The 18,796-nt window shown below is 61.0% G+C and carries 16 protein-coding genes; 6 read left to right on the top strand and 10 right to left on the bottom strand.

Annotation, left to right across the window (positions count from 1 at the left end):
- Nucleotides 1-100: 100 nt before the first annotated feature.
- Nucleotides 101-814: a DUF4396 domain-containing protein gene (locus LCM4576_RS30745; RefSeq protein ID WP_071036146.1), complete on the bottom strand. Its 714-nt coding sequence runs from the start codon at nucleotides 812-814 to the stop codon at nucleotides 101-103.
- A 459-nt stretch (nucleotides 815-1,273) separates the two neighbouring features.
- Between LCM4576_RS30745 and LCM4576_RS37855 the strand changes: the two genes are divergently transcribed.
- Complete coding sequence (locus LCM4576_RS37855; protein WP_083361584.1) at nucleotides 1,274-1,693, top strand: BA14K family protein; 420 nt, start codon at nucleotides 1,274-1,276, stop codon at nucleotides 1,691-1,693.
- A 284-nt stretch (nucleotides 1,694-1,977) separates the two neighbouring features.
- The gene (locus LCM4576_RS30740; RefSeq protein ID WP_071036145.1) at nucleotides 1,978-4,518 is read left to right on the top strand and encodes a membrane-bound PQQ-dependent dehydrogenase, glucose/quinate/shikimate family; all 2,541 of its coding nucleotides are present in this window, start codon (nucleotides 1,978-1,980) and stop codon (nucleotides 4,516-4,518) included.
- 80 nt (nucleotides 4,519-4,598) lie between these two features.
- Here the strand turns inward: LCM4576_RS30740 and LCM4576_RS35455 are convergent, their stop codons facing one another.
- The 3 genes from LCM4576_RS35455 to LCM4576_RS30725 form a co-directional block, all read right to left on the bottom strand.
- Nucleotides 4,599-5,444 carry a DsbA family protein gene (locus tag LCM4576_RS35455; RefSeq protein WP_083361583.1) on the bottom strand — a complete coding sequence of 282 codons (846 nt, stop codon included), beginning with the start codon at nucleotides 5,442-5,444 and terminating at the stop codon, nucleotides 4,599-4,601.
- A gap of 6 nt (nucleotides 5,445-5,450) precedes the next feature.
- A complete protein-coding gene (locus LCM4576_RS30730; RefSeq protein ID WP_041005693.1) occupies nucleotides 5,451-6,431 on the bottom strand; it encodes a manganese catalase family protein in 981 nt (326 codons plus the stop codon).
- Nucleotides 6,432-6,776: 345 nt separating this feature from the next.
- Nucleotides 6,777-7,667 carry a YihY/virulence factor BrkB family protein gene (locus tag LCM4576_RS30725; RefSeq protein WP_206744881.1) on the bottom strand — a complete coding sequence of 297 codons (891 nt, stop codon included), beginning with the start codon at nucleotides 7,665-7,667 and terminating at the stop codon, nucleotides 6,777-6,779.
- A gap of 212 nt (nucleotides 7,668-7,879) precedes the next feature.
- Between LCM4576_RS30725 and LCM4576_RS30720 the strand changes: the two genes are divergently transcribed.
- Nucleotides 7,880-9,001 carry an AI-2E family transporter gene (locus LCM4576_RS30720; protein WP_071036142.1) on the top strand — a complete coding sequence of 374 codons (1,122 nt, stop codon included), beginning with the start codon at nucleotides 7,880-7,882 and terminating at the stop codon, nucleotides 8,999-9,001.
- 516 nt (nucleotides 9,002-9,517) lie between these two features.
- Here the strand turns inward: LCM4576_RS30720 and LCM4576_RS30715 are convergent.
- The 6 genes from LCM4576_RS30715 to LCM4576_RS30690 all read right to left on the bottom strand — a co-directional run bounded on the left by LCM4576_RS30715 (nucleotide 9,518) and on the right by LCM4576_RS30690 (nucleotide 14,618).
- Entirely contained in the window at nucleotides 9,518-9,817 is a 300-nt protein-coding gene (locus LCM4576_RS30715; RefSeq protein WP_041005312.1) for a DUF1236 domain-containing protein, read from the bottom strand.
- 263 nt (nucleotides 9,818-10,080) lie between these two features.
- Nucleotides 10,081-11,355 (bottom strand): cation:proton antiporter, encoded by a 1,275-nt coding sequence (locus LCM4576_RS30710; RefSeq protein ID WP_071036141.1) that lies wholly within the window; start codon nucleotides 11,353-11,355, stop codon nucleotides 10,081-10,083.
- 138 nt (nucleotides 11,356-11,493) lie between these two features.
- Nucleotides 11,494-12,039, bottom strand: a complete 546-nt coding sequence (locus LCM4576_RS30705; protein ID WP_041005699.1) for a general stress protein — start codon at nucleotides 12,037-12,039, stop codon at nucleotides 11,494-11,496.
- A gap of 564 nt (nucleotides 12,040-12,603) precedes the next feature.
- Nucleotides 12,604-13,170: a TetR/AcrR family transcriptional regulator gene (locus LCM4576_RS30700; RefSeq protein ID WP_071036140.1), complete on the bottom strand. Its 567-nt coding sequence runs from the start codon at nucleotides 13,168-13,170 to the stop codon at nucleotides 12,604-12,606.
- 82 nt (nucleotides 13,171-13,252) lie between these two features.
- A complete protein-coding gene (locus LCM4576_RS30695) occupies nucleotides 13,253-13,639 on the bottom strand; it encodes a hypothetical protein (RefSeq protein ID WP_071036139.1) in 387 nt (128 codons plus the stop codon).
- A 241-nt stretch (nucleotides 13,640-13,880) separates the two neighbouring features.
- Nucleotides 13,881-14,618: a Crp/Fnr family transcriptional regulator gene (locus LCM4576_RS30690; protein ID WP_071036138.1), complete on the bottom strand. Its 738-nt coding sequence runs from the start codon at nucleotides 14,616-14,618 to the stop codon at nucleotides 13,881-13,883.
- Nucleotides 14,619-14,833: 215 nt separating this feature from the next.
- Between LCM4576_RS30690 and LCM4576_RS30685 the strand changes: the two genes are divergently transcribed.
- From LCM4576_RS30685 to LCM4576_RS30675, 3 genes are all read left to right on the top strand, one after another.
- A complete protein-coding gene (locus LCM4576_RS30685) occupies nucleotides 14,834-16,189 on the top strand; it encodes a substrate-binding protein (protein WP_071036137.1) in 1,356 nt (451 codons plus the stop codon).
- A 174-nt stretch (nucleotides 16,190-16,363) separates the two neighbouring features.
- The gene (locus LCM4576_RS30680) at nucleotides 16,364-17,239 is read left to right on the top strand and encodes a branched-chain amino acid ABC transporter permease (RefSeq protein ID WP_041005324.1); all 876 of its coding nucleotides are present in this window, start codon (nucleotides 16,364-16,366) and stop codon (nucleotides 17,237-17,239) included.
- Between the two features lie 13 nt (nucleotides 17,240-17,252).
- Nucleotides 17,253-18,796, top strand: a 1,544-nt coding sequence (locus LCM4576_RS30675) for an ABC transporter permease subunit (protein ID WP_071036136.1), incomplete at its 3' end; no start/stop codon positions are given.

Here is an 18,796-nt window from a genome sequence, read left to right as displayed (position 1 = left end):
TGACGGGCCGTGCCTCGCAGCGACGGCAGCGCCCATACATCTGTCGGCCGACACATCGGCCTGACAGGAGGGCTGGCCATCGCGGTTTGCCGGCCCGCGACTACATCTTTTCCTTGACGCCGGCCTTGAGCAGCCACCAGTTCACGGGATAGCTGGTCAAGAAACCGGCGATCATGGCGAATTGCATCATGAACCAGAACTCGACCGTTTCAGCTGTCAACGAGACGCCGAGAACCGGTCGAAAAACCCCGAACTGGGCGAACGCCATGAAGCCGTACATCCCGACTTGCCATGCCGTCAGCGACAGCGTGTCAGCCTTCAGCGCCTCAATCAGGCCATCCTTCACCGAGAGGCCGCGCATCGGCCTGATGGTGAAATATTGAAAGGCGACGCCGAGGAAGAAGGCGAACAGGAAGTCCAAGATCCAGACCGCGAACATCTTCTCGTCGAACAAACTGCGCCACCCGAACCAGAGTGYCACGCCGGGAAAAAACGTTGCGAGCGATTCCGCCACGATGTCACCCAAGGTGCAACCGGCTCCGCAATGCAGCGCGCCTTTGCCGACCATCACGGGGAAGGGTGTGTCGGGCGTGCGCCGCCGAGACTTGGCCGCGCTGTCGCCAGCCGATCTTCCGAATTTCAGGTAGCCCCACAACACCAGCACCGTTCCGAAAAGCGCGGCGACCGGCCAGACGACGTTCATGATCCACATCGGCTGCGGTCGGCGCGTCTCATCCCACCCAATCCAGCCTGCCACCAGGAGGGCGCTGACCAGCGAAACCACACCAAGCACATGCAGCCAGAGGGGTACCATGTCGTTCCGGACCTTTCGCAAATCTAGTCCCGGTGGATCCCAAGCCGAATTCGGCTTGCGGTCGCATCATCACCCCAGCCCTTGCATCGCGAATCAATCGCCCACCACGCCGAGGAATCTCGTCACAGTCGGGCGAACAGCAGATGCATCGCAGCGGCCCGACCGTCCGTCGACGAGTGCTCACGCGTTTGGGAGCCAAGCGCCTAAAGGATTAAGGCCGGATTTGTTCCAGAGACGGTCACTCTCGAGCTGTCGTTTCCCTTGCGTCGAAAACCGGAACCGCAATGGCRCTGTTCAAATCGATCGCGGGCAAGCCTGGCGCGGATGTCGATGCTTAAGGGTGTAAGCGCTTCAGCGTGATCGGGGCCAGAAAAGATCTCAAATAAACTTGAGCGCTCGAGCGGAACAAAGGYAGTGCTCTCTGGTTCGCCCTCTATGGAACGTATCGGGAGGAACTCAATGTTAGCTCGTTCTACAATCATCAGCGGCCTTGTCGCGTGCCTGCTCCTGGCACAACCCGCCGGTTCAGCTGTCGCGGCGCCACCCGTTGTCTCAAGCGCACCGGTGCCTTCTTATGTGACGCAGGCACGCTACCACCATGGCCATCGCTTCATACTGCGACGAAACCATGCATACTGGCATGGGCACAGAGGCTACCGGCACTATCGGCCGGGTTATCGCCGATACAATGGATGGTGGTTTCCACCAGCCGCATTCGCCTTAGGTGCCATTATCGGCGGCGCCCTCAGCCAGCATGGCCCCGTATCCAGCCGCCACGTCCGATGGTGCTACGACCATTACCGGTCCTACCGGRCATCGGACAATACATTCCAGCCCTATCACGGTCCTCGCCGGCAGTGCCGGTCCCCTTATGAATAGGTTCTAGACCGCCACGATCAGGTGGACGACCTCAAGCCAAGCAAGTGTGGAGCCGAGACGTGACCCGCGGAATAGCAATTGCCCTGATTGTTRTCGTCGTCCTGTTCGCCGGCTTTGTCGTRCTTCGGGGCGCGGGGTCTTCCGCGGGCGGATCTGGCGGAGAGACCCCGCACGCCCTCGATACGCGCCCCTAATGGCAGGTTCGCCGGCTCGCCAGGCGCACATTGCCCTTCGCCCCGCCGCGGGAAGGGGCCGATAAACCATTTCCAACAGGAGGCTGCCCGATGTATCGGCTTGCGCTTTCGGCAATCATCATATTGACAGGCGCTGTCCTTGTCCTCGGAGGCCTCTGGTTGGCTGCCCTGGGCGGCAGCTGGTTCTACGTCGTGCTGGGCGCGATGCTCGCTGCATCTGGCGCGCTGATCGCCATGCGCAGACCGGCTGGAGCTGGCCTCTACGCCGTTACGATCCTCGTCACGCTATGTTGGGCCTTGTGGGAAGTCGGCTTGAACTGGTGGGCGCTGGCACCGCGGGGCGGGCTGTTGCTCGTTCTCGGTATTCTCGTGCTCCTGCCTGCCATCGTAAACGCGTTCAATCGGCGCTATCGGATCACGGCCGGGTTTGACGCCAACAATGCAGCGCTGACCGCAGTCATCGTGTTGGCGGCGGCCGTCGGCATCTATTCGATGTTTCAGGATCCAGACGACGTTTCCGGCACATTCAATCAGGAGCGTATGGCGGCAGCGGCGGCGGCAACGGACGGGGGAATTCCTCCCGGGCAATGGGTTGCCTACGGCCGCACGTCGATGGGCCAGCGCTTCTCCCCGCTCGCCCAAATCACGCCGGCGAACGTCGACAAGCTAAAGGTCGCGTGGACTTACAAGACCGGGCAGATCCGTGACCAGAACGATCCTCAGGAAACGACCTATGAGGTCACTCCGCTTATGGTCAACGGCACGGTATATATTTGTACTCCGTTCAGCACGGTGATCGCGCTCGATCCCGAGACCGGCAAAGAGAAATGGCGGTTCGACCCCAAGCTCAAGCAGCCGCCTCGGGACACCACGCAGCATATGACCTGCCGAGGCGTGGCCTACCAGGAGGTCACACCGGCCGACGTGCCGCCGGAAGTCTCTCTCGCACCTGACTCGGCCGCGGCCGGCACCCAGGCTGCCGCCGATCTCCAGCAAAGCGTCGACGAAGTGACGACCCAGGCCGCTGGCGTACCGCAGAATGTGGTGACCGGGCACGCRCCGGCCGGAGCTCCMAATCCGGTGGTCGACCGCGAGCAGCCCCCGGCGCACGTGACCCTGAGCGCCGAATGCACCAAGCGACTTTTCGTCCCCACGTCGGATGGCCGGCTGATCTCGATCAGCGCCGACACCGGCAAGCTTTGTCCCGGATTCGGCGGTTCGGACGGCACGGTAAACCTATGGGCCAACATGCCCAACGTGACACCCGGCTCGTTCTATTCGACGTCTCCTCCAGTTGTCGCCGGGAACCTGATTGTCGTGGCTGGAGCAGTCAACGACAACGTTGCGACGACCTCGCCGTCAGGCGTGATCCGGGCCTTCAACGCCTATACCGGGGCACTGGTTTGGAATTTCGACAGCAAGAACCCAGATGCGACCGCTCCAATTCCCAACGGCCAGACCTATTCCCACAATGCTCCCAATTCGTGGAGTGTCGCCAGTTACGACCCCAAGCTCGGGTTGATCTATTTTCCAATGGGCAACGAATCGCCCGATCAGTTCGGCGCCAACCGCGGACCGAACACCGAGCGGTTTTCGTCCTCGATCCTGGCGCTGCATGCGGACACGGGACAGGTGGCGTGGGTCTTCCAGACGGTTCATCACGACCTGTGGGACTACGACGTGCCAGCCCAGCCGAGCCTGGTTGATCTGACCATCAACGGGCAACAAGTTCCGGCCCTGGTGGCGCCCACGAAGCAGGGCGAGGTGTTCGTCTTGAATCGCCTGACCGGCGAACCCGTTTTGCCGGTCAAGGAGGAGCCTGCGCCGCAAGGTGCTGTCGGCGGAGACCATACAGCGCCAACGCAGCCACACTCGGCGGTGTCGTTCAGGCCAAAACCACTGACCGGAGCCGACATGTGGGGCGCCACCCCCATAGACCAGCTTTACTGCCGCATTCGCTTCCATCAACTGCGTTACGACGGTGCGTTCACCCCGCCTTCCCTCGGCGGCAGCATTGTTTATCCGGGAAACTTCGGCATCTTCAACTGGGGAGCCATTGCCGTCGACCCACAGCGCGACATTGCCTTCGCCATGCCGGTCTATCTGGCTTTCACCTCGCAGCTRCYGCCCCGGCCGGACGACACAACCCGCGTCGTCAGCAAGAAAGGCGCGCCAGTGTTCAACGAAAACTTCGGCGCTCCGTTCGCCGCCAAGATGGGCCCGTTTTACTCATTTCTCAATCTGCCGTGCCAGCGGCCACCATGGGGGTATGTCGCTGGCGTGGATTTAAGAACGGGCAAGACGGTGTACCGCCATGTCAATGGCACCGTCCGCGACCTGTCTCCTGTCCCGCTGCCGTTCAAGATGGGAGTGCCAGGGATTGGCGGCCCCATTATCACCGCGGGCGGCGTCGCCTTCTTGAGCGGCACGATGGACAACTACGTTCGAGGCTATGACCTTCGCACAGGTCGCGAGATTTGGCGCGATCGCCTGCCGGCGGGCGGGCAGGCCACGCCGTCCACGTATCAGGCTGCAGACGGCCGCCAGTATCTGGTCGTGGTGGCGGGGGGTCATGGGTCGACTGGCACAAAGGCAGGCGATTCGATCATCGCCTACGCGCTGCCTCGTTGACTGCTGCCCTTTCCCGTGTAGAGCGCGCTCCGCGCGACGTCCAGGCTGCGCGGTCGCCTGGGCGTGTCCTCGGGCGCCGACTAGCCGCCACCTGACGAGTTCGCAATTTGAGCATTGAACAAGGCTTCTCCGTCCGACACACCGAATGCCACTTCAACCTCTCGCTCGACAACCCCGCCCCAATAGGAAGAATAGGCCTCGCGGCTGGACGGGGTCCGCTCCGAACCGAGTTCAGGCGCGTAGGCGCGCACTTGTTCCAGCAGCGCCTGCCAGGGCAGCCAACCAACAATCCAAACCGGAATCTTGTGAGGGCGGCTCAARCACAGGCAGGGAAACCGTCCMACCCCGCGAAATCGTGCCTCACGTACATCGTCTTGAAGGGCCGCTTTGGCGTCGCGCCCRGCGAATTCCTTCACGAAGAGGGCATGATCGAACTGCTCGGGGCGAGCTTTGGCAAGCTCACAGGCAAGCTCAACCAGCACTTCGTCGCGCGCTACATTGCGCCCTTCGAGCRTCAGTGCTTGCCGGACGTGGCGGAGATAAAGATCGCCGGCGGCTGGCGACTGAAGCYCTGYGGCCTTGACCGCAAGGCAGGCAGGCCATGACGAGGCGGGCGGGTCTTGCGCCCAGATCGCCGGCTCAAGGGGCATTCCAGTCACAGCGCTGGCCTGGATCCACAGCGGGCCCATCTGGATCGGCCGATGCATGTCGTGCACCGGATCACAGAACCTGTCCCAGCCTCCAATCATGCCGCCCATCCGCAGCCGCAAGGCGACCTTGCCCCGAAACCCGTAACGCAGTCGCCGCAGCTGGGGCTCAAGGCCCCAGCTCCAGCAACACAGCGGATCGGTGAAATAGGAGATTTCCAGGACCGGTTGCTGCCCCGGCGGCGCAGCTGGGCGACCTGCCGCGAATGTGTGCGTCACGCCATCTTAGACCTGGGAAGTGTCGGGCCTCATGGGACTCTCCAGTTTGTCCTGCGGGTATGAGGACCATTGTGCCGGTGCGGAAGCCGTCTTGGACTTGACCTCCTCACTGCGCTTTTTCGACATCTCCTTGTTTTTTGCAGCGACTTGCTCCTGCGTCGTCTTCACTCCTTTGGGCTCATGATTGATCTCGCCATCGGTGTCGATGACGTGCTTGAGCGGCTCCTTGACGTACTCCCAGCTTTCGCCCTCGTCCCATGGACCCTGCCCTTCGTTCCAAGGTCCTCGCGCATCAGCACCGTTCGAAAGATTGAAGTAGGTGTGCGTGTGCCGCGGGTCACCCTGCAGAACCCCCATTGGGAAGTTCGGTTGAATGGTGTCCAAGGCTGCCCCGAACATCTGAAAATGCGCAATTTCCCGTGTCATCAGAAAGCGCAAGCTGTCATGCACCAGCGGATCGTCAGTGAACTTCATCAGGTATTCGTAGGTTATCTTCGCGCGTGCCTCGGCGGCCATGTCCGAGCGCAGATCGACTGTCAAATCTCCATTGGCATCGATGTAGCTTCCTGAGAACGGGACGCCTTGGCTGTTGGTCAAAGTAGGCCCGCCGCCAGATTGTATAAGGAACAGGGGGTTGGTAAGCGCCTCATGMAGCACCTCCTCCTTACCCGCCTTGCCTTTGGTCAGTTTGTTAAGAGGGCAAGCCTCGGCGGCGTTCTTCAACTCGCCGTTCACGCCATCCAGAAGCATGGTGATCGTGGCGCCGACGATCTCAAGATGGCTGAATTCCTCGGTCGCGATGTCCATGAGCATGTCATACTTGTCAGGATAGGGTTTGCGCGTCGAAAAGGCCTGCGTGAAGTAACGCATGGCAGCGGCAAGCTCGCCATTCGCACCGCCAAACTGCTCAAGCAGAAGGGCGGCAAACTTCGGGTCCGGTCCGGACACGCGTGCGTTAAATTGCAGTTCCTTGACGTGATAGAACATGATCGTCTCCGTGATTTTAGGGGATAGGATCRCTCCAAGTGGGAGGACAGCGAACCCGACGCTGGAGCRGATAACCGAACCGAGCGACTGCAACCCGAACTTGAGCGGGCCCAGCTTGTTCCACGGCCCGGGGGCACTTTGTTCACGTCGCAGGCCGCTTCCGCTCGCCGATCCTGTCGGTGTGCGGGTTTTGGTCAAAACCKATGTGCGTAGAACGATGTTCCCATCGTCGGAGCGACAGGTGCTGTGTTGCGCGCAGCGACAGGCCTCACGTAACCCGCCTGATATGGCCGGGTAGGCCTTTGCGATGAAGGGATGGGTGGGGCCGCCCTCCAGGCCCGCGAACTACTGTGGCGGCGAGCCTTTAGAGCCGCGCTGCTTGCCATTTCCGAGGGCCACGTCAAGCTCTGCGCCGACCAGTACCAGCGTTGTGGACAGCCAGAGCCATATCATGAAGGCGATGACGGTACTGAGGGATCCATAGGTGATCGACAGGCTCGCCACGTGAGCAAGCACGCGCGAGAACAGGGCGGAACAGGCGGTCAGAGCTGACGCCGCTGCGAACGAACCGAATGTCACCAGCGAGCCCTGCTCACCCTCGCGATTAGGAGCAAAGCGGTAGAGGATTCCAACGCCGACGGTGGAGAGCGCGACCAAGGCAGGCCATCTGCAATAGGTCAACAGCACCGGCCATTTCGGCGAAATCCCGCCAAGCGCAACCAAGGACGGGCCGATCACAATCAGCGCGATGCYGATCACCGACAGAAAAAGAATGCCGCCAGTAAATGCCATCGTGACCACTGTAAGGCGCAGGAAACCTCTGCTCTCCGTACGCTTAAAAATCGTATTGAGTGCGACCAGCAATGCCTTGACGCCGCTGCTTGCGCTCCAGATGGCCAGAGCAAGGGCGAAAAATGGACCAAGGAAGCCCGAAGAAGCCCCTCCGTCCGCGCTCTGCGCAAGTTGGTTGTTCACGGCCATTCGGATGATTTCCTGCGTGCTCTGCGGCATCACCGTGGCAACAGTCATCACTGCAGCCCGCAATTCGTCTGGGCTTATGAACTGGCTGCTTGCCCATACCAGCACGGCAATGCCGGGGAAGGTCGCCAGGGTCGCGCAAAATGCTACACCCGACGCGATGCTGGAAAGCCCGTGCGTGTGGAATGCGATCGCGGCTTGACCGACGGCTTGCGCCCAAGACCGCAGCTTGGCTGAGGTGAACCATGGCTCCGGCATGCTGCCTCCGACCTGGGAACCATTCATGCAGCGCATCGTTCCACGGCCATAAGGTGCCTCACCAAGCCTGATCGCTTCTTGGCCATGCCTTCGTCGGTTGTCTCCTGAAGTTTACCGGTTTCGACTGCACGAAACAGCTTCTGGCGCCCCCAGGTGTGGCGTGGCATGGAAGACAATCCGCGCCGCGGTTGAACCGAAGGGATGGTGCACACGTGCCAGCTGGCGATCATCCAAAAGCACTCATCCGCTATGGGGTCTTATACGCCGGCTTTGCCGGCGCGGTGCTCTTTCTCATTTGGCGCGTGAGCGAGGCGCTGCTGCTTCTCTTTGCCGGCGTCGTATTTGCGTCTTTTCTCGACGCCCTCACGTACATGCTCGGGAAGCTCGTGCATTGGCCGCGCGGCGTCCGGCTGATGATCGTCTGTGTGGCCCTGTTCGCCTTCGTGTTGGCCTGCRTTGCATGGGGCGGAGCCGCGATCGGGGTGCAAGGCAGCGAACTGGCTGCCACCGTGCGCGAGCAGATCAACAACGGCTTGGCTTGGCTGCAGCAACACGGCTTCAAATTCCCTCGRGACACCGCGGATGATTTGACGCAGCCGGACCTGCGCGAGGCGACCCCGACGTTGAAGTCTATGCTCCCTAACGTCGGCGGGTTGTTTGGGCCGGCCTGGACCGCCGTTGCAACATTGGTAGCCGGGCTGGGCGACGGTATGATTATTGTTTTCCTCGGACTCTTCTTGGCCGCACAGCCTGTCGTATATCGCGACGCCGTTCTCCTGCTTGCCCCGCCGGATCGCCAACACGGCTGGCGCGTGACGCTGGACGAATGCGGACAAGCCCTGCGGCACTGGATTGTCGGCCAACTGATCACGATGACCTTGATCGGGCTGATCGTCTGGGTTGGGTTGACGTTCATTGGAGTCAGTCCGGCTGCTCTTCTCGGCCTGCAAGCGGCCCTGCTTGCCTTTGTACCCACGTTGGGGCCGCTGGTCGCTGGCGTTGTAATCATCGTCGCCAGCTTGCCCTTGGGCATTTGGGCAGTGATCGGCGCAGCTGTGACATATCTTTGCGCGCAGACGCTGGAGAGCTACGTCTTGACCCCGATGATCCAAAGGCGAGCCGTTTCCGTGCCTCCTGCATTGCTGTTTTCGGGCCAAATTGTGCTTGGGGTCATGTTTGGAATTTATGGCTTGGCCCTTGCGACACCCTTGGCTGCGGTCATCCGAATTCTGATGTTGCGGCTATACGTGGCACCCACGCGTCGCAGCAACGATGTCTCAGCGTTGGCGGCTTCCGACGGACAAGTGAAGCCTGGTGAAACGGGGGCTGGCTAGGACACTCCCGACCGGTCCCTCCGTCCATTGTTGCCCGTTCCRCTCGCCGCGCGCCGGCCGGCCCGATTGACCTGGCAAACACCTCTGAGACTATCTCCGGCGGTCGAGGCTGAGATCGGTTGGTCGAGAAGATCGCAGGATCAAAAATCTCGGGCAGGAAACGCCTCCACATCATCTCGACCTGCTCCAATGCGCATCATCTTGGCGGCTCGTCCATCCGCGCCGGCCGGAGGGTGCGCTTCGATGCCATCCCCCGGTCGGGAACCGGTTGCGGACGGCCCGGTGCAACTTCGCGCGGGACTCCTGGGAAAACATCGAGACGAGCAGCTTCGACGAGTGAGGTGCCACGACACGTGATGGACGCGAACAGTGGGCAAAACCCATCGACGCCAGCAGCATCAGCCAGTCATCGACGAATTTGCCTCGATTGCCGCTCGGATTTTCTGGCCTGTGCGACAGGGGTCGCACGGCCACGTGCAACAGCGGGAGCGCCGGATGGCGCTGCCCGCCGGACTGTCAGTCGAGCACTTTGACGATGGTGTGCGTTTCGGGATCAACGACCACGGTCCGATTATCAATCACGGTATATTCGTACTTTACGTTCGGCACTTTATGGAGTTCCACCTTTTCCGGCAGCGTGCTCCCGACCTTCAGCTCCACCCCCGGCAACTTGATGGAAGCCAGCGGTTCTTTCTTCACGTATTCGCGGATGGTCGTTTCCTGTTCCGGGGCCAGAACCACCGTATCCGCGATTGCGACGCTAACGCCCGACAAGAGCAACAGGCCGGCGACAGAGTTGGTGATCAACGTCTTCATTTTCGATTCTCCTTCTATGTGCCCTTCTTCAACGCTGGCCGATGCAGCGGAACCGCCGAGGGGCCTCTGGGCAATTCATGACWCAACGAGATTGTCGCAGCCATGTTTCGGCACAAAAAAGTGAAGGGGTTAATGCGCTTGCGCGTCCGACTTAGGTCCACGACTTAAGAGTCGACCGCCAGCTCAAAGACCAGCCGGACGAGCGCCACACTCGCGCACCGCGACGGCGTTGGACTTTGCTTGTCCTGGGCAAGGCCCGGCTTTTACTMACGCAAGTCGGCGGTTCCCGGCGGGCCGTGATTGCGCTCTGGTTTGCTTCGTATTCTTCGCCCGATCAGGTGCGTGAGGGGCGTCGCAGACGTGCCGTGCACCAGCACGGATAAAAACACCGCCGTGGTGCCAATTCCCCATACCTGGTCCAAGTCTGTTCGTTCGCGGATCAGCAGAAGATAGTACACTGTGGAGACGCCAATTGGACCGAACCAGCCAAGGAACACCGCCTCAGACGCTGTTTTCACCCCTGGTACCGCGCGATACAATATAACCCACCATGGCACTCGCCTCAGAAAGAGTACCGCTACCGCAAATGCCAAGCCCCTCCAGCCAAGCTCGTTCCAAGCTGTCCAAGGGAGCATCGCCCCGACCAGGATGAAGACCGGGAGGTCAAAGAAGCGGCTAACCGCTACCTGGATCTCTTCCTGGCGCGCCTCYCCGCTCGAGGCGGCGGGATTGAAGGCAAGCCCTGCAACAAAAACAGCAAGAATTCCGTCGCTCCCCATCAGCCGAACGACGGCAAGCACCGCGAGCGACAAAGCCACGGCTATGGTGGCGAGCGAATGGCGCTCGGAGAAGGGCTGGCGCCGAGCCCATACCAGAAGCTGGCCAGCCAGCCACCCCAACACGAGCCCTGTTGAAACGCCTCCCACAACCTCCCAGATCAGAACGCGCATCAGCCATTCCGAAAGCGCCTCTACCGGAGCGCGGGCGAGAAACAGAATTGGCAGCGTCACGAAAAGAAGTGCCAGGCCATCATTGGCACCGCTTTCGGCTGTCAGTAGACCGCGCATCCGGGTCGGAATCAGGCGCTTGGCGGCTGTTCCGCCGGTGATGGCGCCGGCTACGACCGGATCCGTCGGCGCAAGCGCCGCGCCGACCAGCAGRGCGACGTGYGGCTCCTGGTTGAGGACTGTCAGGGCGAGGAGTGAGCCTGATAAGAACATCAGCAGCATTCCTGGTCCTAACAAAATCGCCAAGCCAACAGCACGCTGGCACACGAAACGCGGCGGCAGCCGCAGGGCGGCAGCCATGACGGAGATCCCTAGCGTGAGCCGTGCCGCTTCCTTGAGGAGGGCGAATGGGTCGAGTGACACCGCAGCAAGATCTGCCCATCCAAGCATCAATGGCCCTAAAATTACGCCAAGCATCAGGCAGATGGTACTTTCGGCCAGCCACAGCCGGTTCCGGACATAACCGCCGACCAGGCCAAGCGCCAGCACGGTGCCTGCGCCGAGTGCCAGCGCTCCACTGAGACTGCTCATCAGTTGGCCTGGTGATCTTGCAGGGTGCCGCACTGATCCTGCCGGACAGAACAGATCGACAGCCGACGAAGAATGGAGCATACGGCGAGTAGCCGCGGCGCCTGTCCGGCAGATTCGAGCGCGTGCGGCGGGGCCGTTCTATCCCGCATACGGATCGAAGCCGGTCCACCCCGCAGCCTCATATTCGCTGCGCCGTTCCGCCAGATTGACTGACCTGGCCCGCAGAATCTGTTCAGCGTCTGGGATCGCTGGGTCCTTGACCCTTGCAACGACAAGAGTGCCGCCGCGGCGAATGCCTTCCGCGTAAACGCCGGCGTCCTCTTCAGCGAGGCCTGAACCGATCAACGCGCTGGTGATGCCGCCGGCTGCGCCAACTGCCGCCGCGCCGGTTAGGGCTCCCGCTGTGGTCGCGGCGAGCCACCCGGCCGCCGCCAGCGGGCCCAAGCCTGGAATCGCGATCACGCCAAGGCCGGCCAGAAGGCCTGCCGTACCACCGACCAGACCGCCGAGGCAGGCGCCGGCGACAGCGTCCTCTGCCACCTGCGACCGATGGTGCGCGTACCAACGGTTTGCCCCATGGGCAACAACGCTGATGTCGGACGGTGAAACGCCCGCCGCGCCCAATTCGCGAATCGCTTGGTCGGCATCGTCGTAGGTATCAAACAGCCCGATTACCACTTTCATATGGGGCTTCCTGTCCTGCACCGTGCGATTGGCGGCTCGCGGCATCGCACCTCTCGTCCAGGACCGCTCAACCATCTGCGGCCCTCCGGACCAGATTTAGGTGCATTGTTACGCAGCGACAGCGCCAAATGTCCTCCCGATGCGAAATGCCATGGAAACGCGCCTTTACCCGAATTCATAACATCAAAATCGACGGCCCAGCGGTCAGGGTAAGGACCGGGACAGCAACCGCTGGGCCGGACGGGAGCCTGCTCCTCCCGATGGCGAAATCTGAAAATTCCGCAGCTTCAGAACTCGCCGCCGCTCCCTGTCTACAAGGGCGGCCTTGCCACGTTGTGTTCACCCTCGTTGCACCATTTACTGAGCCCGGCCGGAAACTATTCCAGACGGGACGATCAATTTCCTAGCGTTTGTCGGGSGGGTGCGGTGATGGCAAGTCATCACTGCTCAGCGCATGTCACCCGGCGTCGGGAGCCGCTAGGAATCGTTACGGCAGTTGAGCCACCCTGGATCCGCGCCCGGTTCGCTCAGGCCCTAGGTCGAAGCTCGCTGGCCAAACGAATATCAAACCGAGCRCAAAACGAAATCCAGCATTGCGGCAAGGGGTTCGGGGCTTTTCCTGAGGCGGCTGCGAAGCGCGGCCCCCTCCCAGCAATCCACCAGGAGATCCGCCATCYTTGCCGTGTCGACGTCGGCCGCGATGGCGCCCTCTTTCTTGGCCGCGTCGAGGCACAGTTGGAGCCTTTGGGCAATCGAGGAGAAGCACCATTCGATCTTCTCCCTGAAGACGTCACTGATGCCTGAGAGCTCCTGTCCGAGTCCGCCCATGAGACAGCCCAGATACCCTTCCTGTCGATAGCTCTCCTCCACCTGCCGGAAGAAGGAGCGAATGCGCTCCAGCGGCGGCACTGCAACATCGGCAATGCAAGCGTCAAGCGTTGCATGAACGCCGGTGATGTAGGTGTCGATTACCTGGAGGGCGAAATCCTCCTTGTCGGAGAAGTGATGATAGAACGAACCTTTCGGCACCCCTGCCGAATCGAGCAGCGCCTGCAGGCCGAGATTGTTGTAGCCCTGCCTGAGCAGCATGGGCAGGCCTTCGCCAATGAGCCGTTGCTTCGTCGTGTGCATCGCTTGTCAGAATGATCGCGCCGGGACGGCGCGACCATTACACCCAACGAGAACGGATTTCCAATTCCGGCGATCGCCCGCGCTACCGTTGGGTCTTTTTGACCATGTGATCGATCACATGGCTGTGCTCGTGCTGTGGGCTGAAMATGATAATGGCGGCATCCTCCACGACGCGCACATTGTGTCCGGGAGGCCAGTAAAAGAGGTCGTCCTTTCGCACCGTCTCCTGCCGCCCCTGCGCATTCGTCGTGGTGATCTCGCCCTCGAGCACATAGCCCCAGTGCGGGCACTGGCAGCAGTCGTGGTCGAGGCCTTTGAACAGCGGCGTCGTGTCGACACCCTTGGAGAGAGAGAAATGTTCGGCGCTGATCTGATCGTAACCGGCGACGCTGCCGAAGCCCAGGCGCTGCCTTATCACTGCTCCCGGAAGCTGAAGACGCAGGTCAACGTCATCTTTTGCAACTTTCATCGCGTTCCTCCATATTAGACCACTCAGTCTAGACTGAGTGGTCTAATATGCGCGGTCGATTTAGTCAAACGAAAAAGCATCCCGAGGCGATCGCCCGCGCGGCCTGCAGGAGCGCCAAGAGCTGACGCGCCCCTATCCATCGCGGCGGAACCGCCGCCGATCATGGGGCCGTTTGAGGGTTCACGCCTGTATGAGTATGTGCAATGCTGCCAGATCGCGCTGAGTGCACAGCTTCATGCGGCTAGTGGTGGCGTTGAAGCAGAGGGATCGGGGCAAGATTGATCGGCTGGTACTGCGCCAGTCTTCCTAGTGCCTCGGAGTCGCTCAACACAATCAGCCGCGCGTTGCTGCTGATCAGCTGTTCGGCTCGCAGCTGCTGCATGACGCGGTTCAGATGCGGCACGCTCAGCCCGAGGGCGTCTGCCATGACTTGCTGGGAAAAGGGCAGATCAAAACTCGTCTCCTGCGCCAGACCCACTTCGAAAAGGCGCGCATGAATTTCAAGCAAAAGGTGAGCCAGCCGCTCTATCGGTGTGCGCCTGCCGAGATTGACAATGTGCTCCGCATAGCTCGCCGCCTCCTGTGCTGCCAGCCAGCTGAGCACCAGGCYGAATTGCGGCTGGTCGTAGCAGAGACGGGTGTAGCRATCGATCCCACACACGGTGTACGTCAAATCCGTCAGCGCCTCGACGGCGTAGGTTGACCGATCGAAAAAGCTCACCGGAAATCCGATGACGTCCCCGGGCAGGATGAGCTTGAGAATCTGGCGCTTGCCGCTGCGGAGCACCCTGTAACGTATGGCGTAGCCATCCTGGACAAAGCACAGGCTCCGAAACGGGGAACCTTGGATGATGAGTTCTTGCCGTTTCTTGATGCAAACGTCGCGTTCGAAAATCGCTTCAAGCGCTTCGACGTCGTCTGCGTTCAGTCTCATGACGCGGGTCAGTCTGGTCTTGATCGCGTGACCGTTCAACGGCATGCGGCCTCCGATGCCCCGGGTCGTTGGGCCACCGCATCATGYGGCGACTTGTTAATCTAGATCATTAATCGAAATCATCCAACGAAAGTTGCATTGACCGGACCGCCAGCGCGGCTGCGAATGGCCTTCGGATCCGACCTGTTTCCTTGTCGGTTGGACGAAGCGGGGCTACGAGGAAAGCCCCAGAGGCTTTTTGGCCTAGGGAGGAAAATCCAATGCCATTCAACGATGACAAACGAGCCGGCCTGTCTCGCCGCACTTTGCTGCACGCCGGTGCTGGCCTTGCGGGCAGCATGATGCTGCCTGTCTCGCTCATCAGCCCGGCCTCTGCCTCCGGCGATCAGCCGGCGYTGGGCACATGGCCGGCAGGCTCGCAAGGCGATACGGTCTATATCGGTGCTACTGTGCCGCGCACCGGCGCCTACGCCGTCCAGGGCGAGGACGAGCTCAAGGGCATGCAACTGGYCGTCGAGCACATCAACGAGGGGAACGACCTGCTCAAGCAGATAGCRCCGAAGATCGACAAGGGCGTTCTCGGCAAGAAGGTGGCCCTGGTCGTTGCCGATTCAGCCGCCAAGCCGAACAATGCGGTGCAGTCGCAGCAGACCTTCATCAACGACAACAAGATCATCGCCATGACGGGATCTACCTCTTCGGCAGTGGCGGTCRCACTCAACAAGTTCGCTCAGCGCGAGAAGATCCTCTATCTGGTGGCAATCTCCGGCTCCAACGATACCACCGGCAAGGACTGCGCGCGCTATTCGTTCCGCCAGTGCGTCTATGGAGAGACCTGCGCCAATGCGATCGGCCCGGTGCTGGTCAAGAATTTCGGCAAAGGCAAGAAGGCGGCCTTCATGACGCCTGACTATACCTACGGCCACACCGTCACCAAGTCGGTCAATGACTATCTCACATCCCAGGGCGGTTGGGAGATGGTCACCAACCAGGTTTCGCCGCTCGGAACGCAGGACTTCAGCCAGTATCTCACCAACATCGCCAATTCCGGCGCTGAGTTCATCGTCAACGTCAACTGGGGCCGCGATGCCGTGCTCTCGGTGCAGCAGGCAAAGCAGTTCGGCCTGACGCCAACCATGAAGATGGTGATCCCCTACCAGATTCCGTTTCTGGCAAAGGAAGTCGGCCCGGACCTGACCGAGGGGGTCTTCGCCGCCACAGACTTCTGGTGGACGATGGAGGACAAATATCCGCTTGCAAAGGCCTTCGTCGATGCCTTCCAGAAAAAATACGATTACCGCCCCGAATGGGGTGCGGAAAACGCCTACATGCAATTCGCCATCTGGGCGCGGATGGTCTCTGAAGCCGGCACTTTCTATCCGCCAGACGTCATCAAGCAGTATGAAAAAGGCGAGACCTTCCCCTCGATGGTCGGAGACGTCAAATTTCGGCCCGAGGACCACCAGCTCATCCGTCCCGTCGTCATCGTCAGCGGCAAGGCTGCCAAGGACATGAAGAACCCGGAAGACTTCTGGGAGGTCGTGGAGATCGTGCCCGGCGAAGGCCTGATGCAGAAGCCCGATGCCTTTGGGTGCCAGCTTGGTGACTACACCTGACGCTCACGAAAATCCTCTTCGCATCGCCGGCGCCAACAAGGATCGTCGCTGCGTCACGGCCAGCTCAAAAGTGCGCCAAGCAATGTCTTCGCGCACTGAGCTCTGGCCGACCGACAGTCGCGGGGCAGCCGGCGATGCGACAGCCAATTCGTCAACCTCAGTTCGGGCGACAGCGTGATCAATTGGGCTAACTTCCTATCGCAATGCTTCAACGGGCTGGTGCTTGGCGGGCTGCTGGCGCTGATTTCGTCCGGCCTGACGATCATCTACGGCACGCTTGGCGTCCTGAACCTGGCGCATGGCGCCATGTTCATGCTCGGCGGCTATGCCGGTTGGGTGGCCTATCAGTACACAGGCTCTTTCCTCGTCGCGCTGATTGCCGGTTCGGTCTTCGTCATGCTGGTCGGCGTGCTGATGGAGCGGCTGATCATTCGCTATTTCTACTCGCGCCCGCAGGAGGATCAGATCCTGGTTACCTTCGGTCTGGGCATCGTCTTCGTCGAGACGGTACGCTTCTTCTTCGGCAGTCTGTCCAAGACGGTGCCGCCGCCGGCGCTGTTCCAGGGCATCACCAATCTGGGTTTCATGGTTTATCCGACCTATCGCCTCGCCTCGCTCGGCATTGTCACGGCGGCGCTGCTGGCCCTCTATCTGGTCCTCTACCGCACCCGCCTCGGCATGATCGTGCGTGCCGGCATAGAGGACTCCGTCATGGTCGGATCGCTGGGGATCGACGTCTACAAGGTGTTCATGCTGGTGTTCGGCATCGGCGCCATGGCGGCTGGGTTCGCCGGCATCGTCAATGCGCCAGTGGTGTCGATCGCGCCGGACGTCGGCGAGGCAATCCTGGTCCAGACCTTCGTCGTGGTCGTCATCGGAGGTGTCGGATCATTCCCGGGTGCGGTGCTGGGCGGCCTCATCGCCGGCGAGATCATCTCCATCACCTCGATGTTCAACCCTGGCTATTCGTATGTCATGCTTTTCGTGGCGATGACCCTCGTGCTGGTATGGCGTCCCTACGGATTGCTTGGCACGGCAGGCCGCGAGTGAACGCAATCCGCTCATGAACCAGAAACATCCCTTTCTCGTCGAGGTGCTGACGGCGATCGCGTTGATCGCCGCACCGTTCATCCTGCCGCACTTCGGCTTCGCACCGACCACCATCAACCGCATCCTGATCTGGGGGCTGTTCGGGCTCGGGTTCGACATCCTTTTCGGCTATACTGGCCTGCTTTCCTTCGGTCAGTCCGCCTTCTTCGGTACCGGCGGCATGTTCGCTGCCTACCTATTGACCGAGCTGGACTTTCCCTACGTCATGGTGGCGATCATCGTCGGCGCCATCGTCGCCGGCCTTGTCGGCTACCTCGTTGGGCTGGTCGCGCTCAGGCGGACCGGCATCTATTTCGCCATGATCACCGTAGCGATTTCGGAAGTCTTCTTTTTCGTCGAATTCAACCCGCTTTCTCGCTACACCGGAGGCGAGAACGGCCTGCCGGGGGTCCCGACGCCGAGCGTATTCCTTGGGTTCACCACGCTGACGTTCCATTCCGACAGGGCCATGTATGCTTTCCTGGCGTTCTGGTATTTCGTCGGCTTGGTCGCGGCGCTTCGCATCGTGCACTCCCCGGTTGGGGCGATCCTTTCTGCCATCCGCGACAATCCGCAGCGCGCGGCGGCACTCGGGCACAACATCCACGCCTATAAACACGCTGCCTTCGTGGCAGCCGCGATCTACGCCGGTTTCGCCGGCGGCCTGCTTGGCGTCATGCAGGGATTCATGCCGCCGGACGCTTTCATGTTCGACACTTCCGGCCAACTCGTGATGCAAACCGCAATAGGCGGAGCCGGGTCGTTGTTCGGGCCGCTGATCGGCGCGACGGTGTGGCTTTTCCTCAGCGATTTTTTCCAGAACACACTCCATTTGGGTGCGACATGGAAGCTGGTGCTCGGCATCGTTTTCGTGCTGCTGGTCGTGTTTCTGAGGCGCGGCATCGTCGGCGGAATTGCGGATCTCTACCGCATGGCTAAAGGCGCAAAGAAATCGGCGGAGCCGGCCGGGAACCCGGCGGCTGCCTCGGTGATCACGCCGGCCGCCACCGAGCCGATGCTGTCGCCAGCCCGTCCGACGCACCGCGCTCCCGGCCCTATCCTTCGGGCTACAGGGTTGAGCAAGCGCTACGGTGGCCTGATGGCCAACAGCGATATTGATTTCACGATCAATCATGGGGAAATCCGCGGTATCATCGGACCCAACGGCGCCGGTAAAAGCACGTTCTTCAAAATGCTTACCTGCGAGGTCCCGCCAAGCTCGGGCAAGATCATGTTCGAGGACCGTGATATTACCGGCATGAGCGTGACGGACGTCTGCCAACTCGGACTGACCAAAAGCTACCAGATCAACCAGCTCTTCGATCGGCTGACGGTCCGTCAAAATCTCACGATTGCTGCTCTCGGCGAAATCCGAGGCAAATTCAGACTGGACCTTTTCCGCAATATCCTCAAAATCCCTGGCCTTGCCGAGCAGGTGGAGCGTACGCTGGCTCTGGTCAACCTGATGCACCGCGTAGACACGCCGGTTTCGGAACTTGCCTATGGCGAGAAGCGGCG

The sequence above is a fragment of the Mesorhizobium sp. LCM 4576 genome, from assembly GCF_001854815.1.
GTDB classification, from domain to species: domain Bacteria; phylum Pseudomonadota; class Alphaproteobacteria; order Rhizobiales; family Rhizobiaceae; genus Mesorhizobium; species Mesorhizobium plurifarium.
The sequence above is the reverse complement of the archived record's forward strand: the minus strand, read 5'-3'. Positions and strand labels throughout refer to the sequence as shown.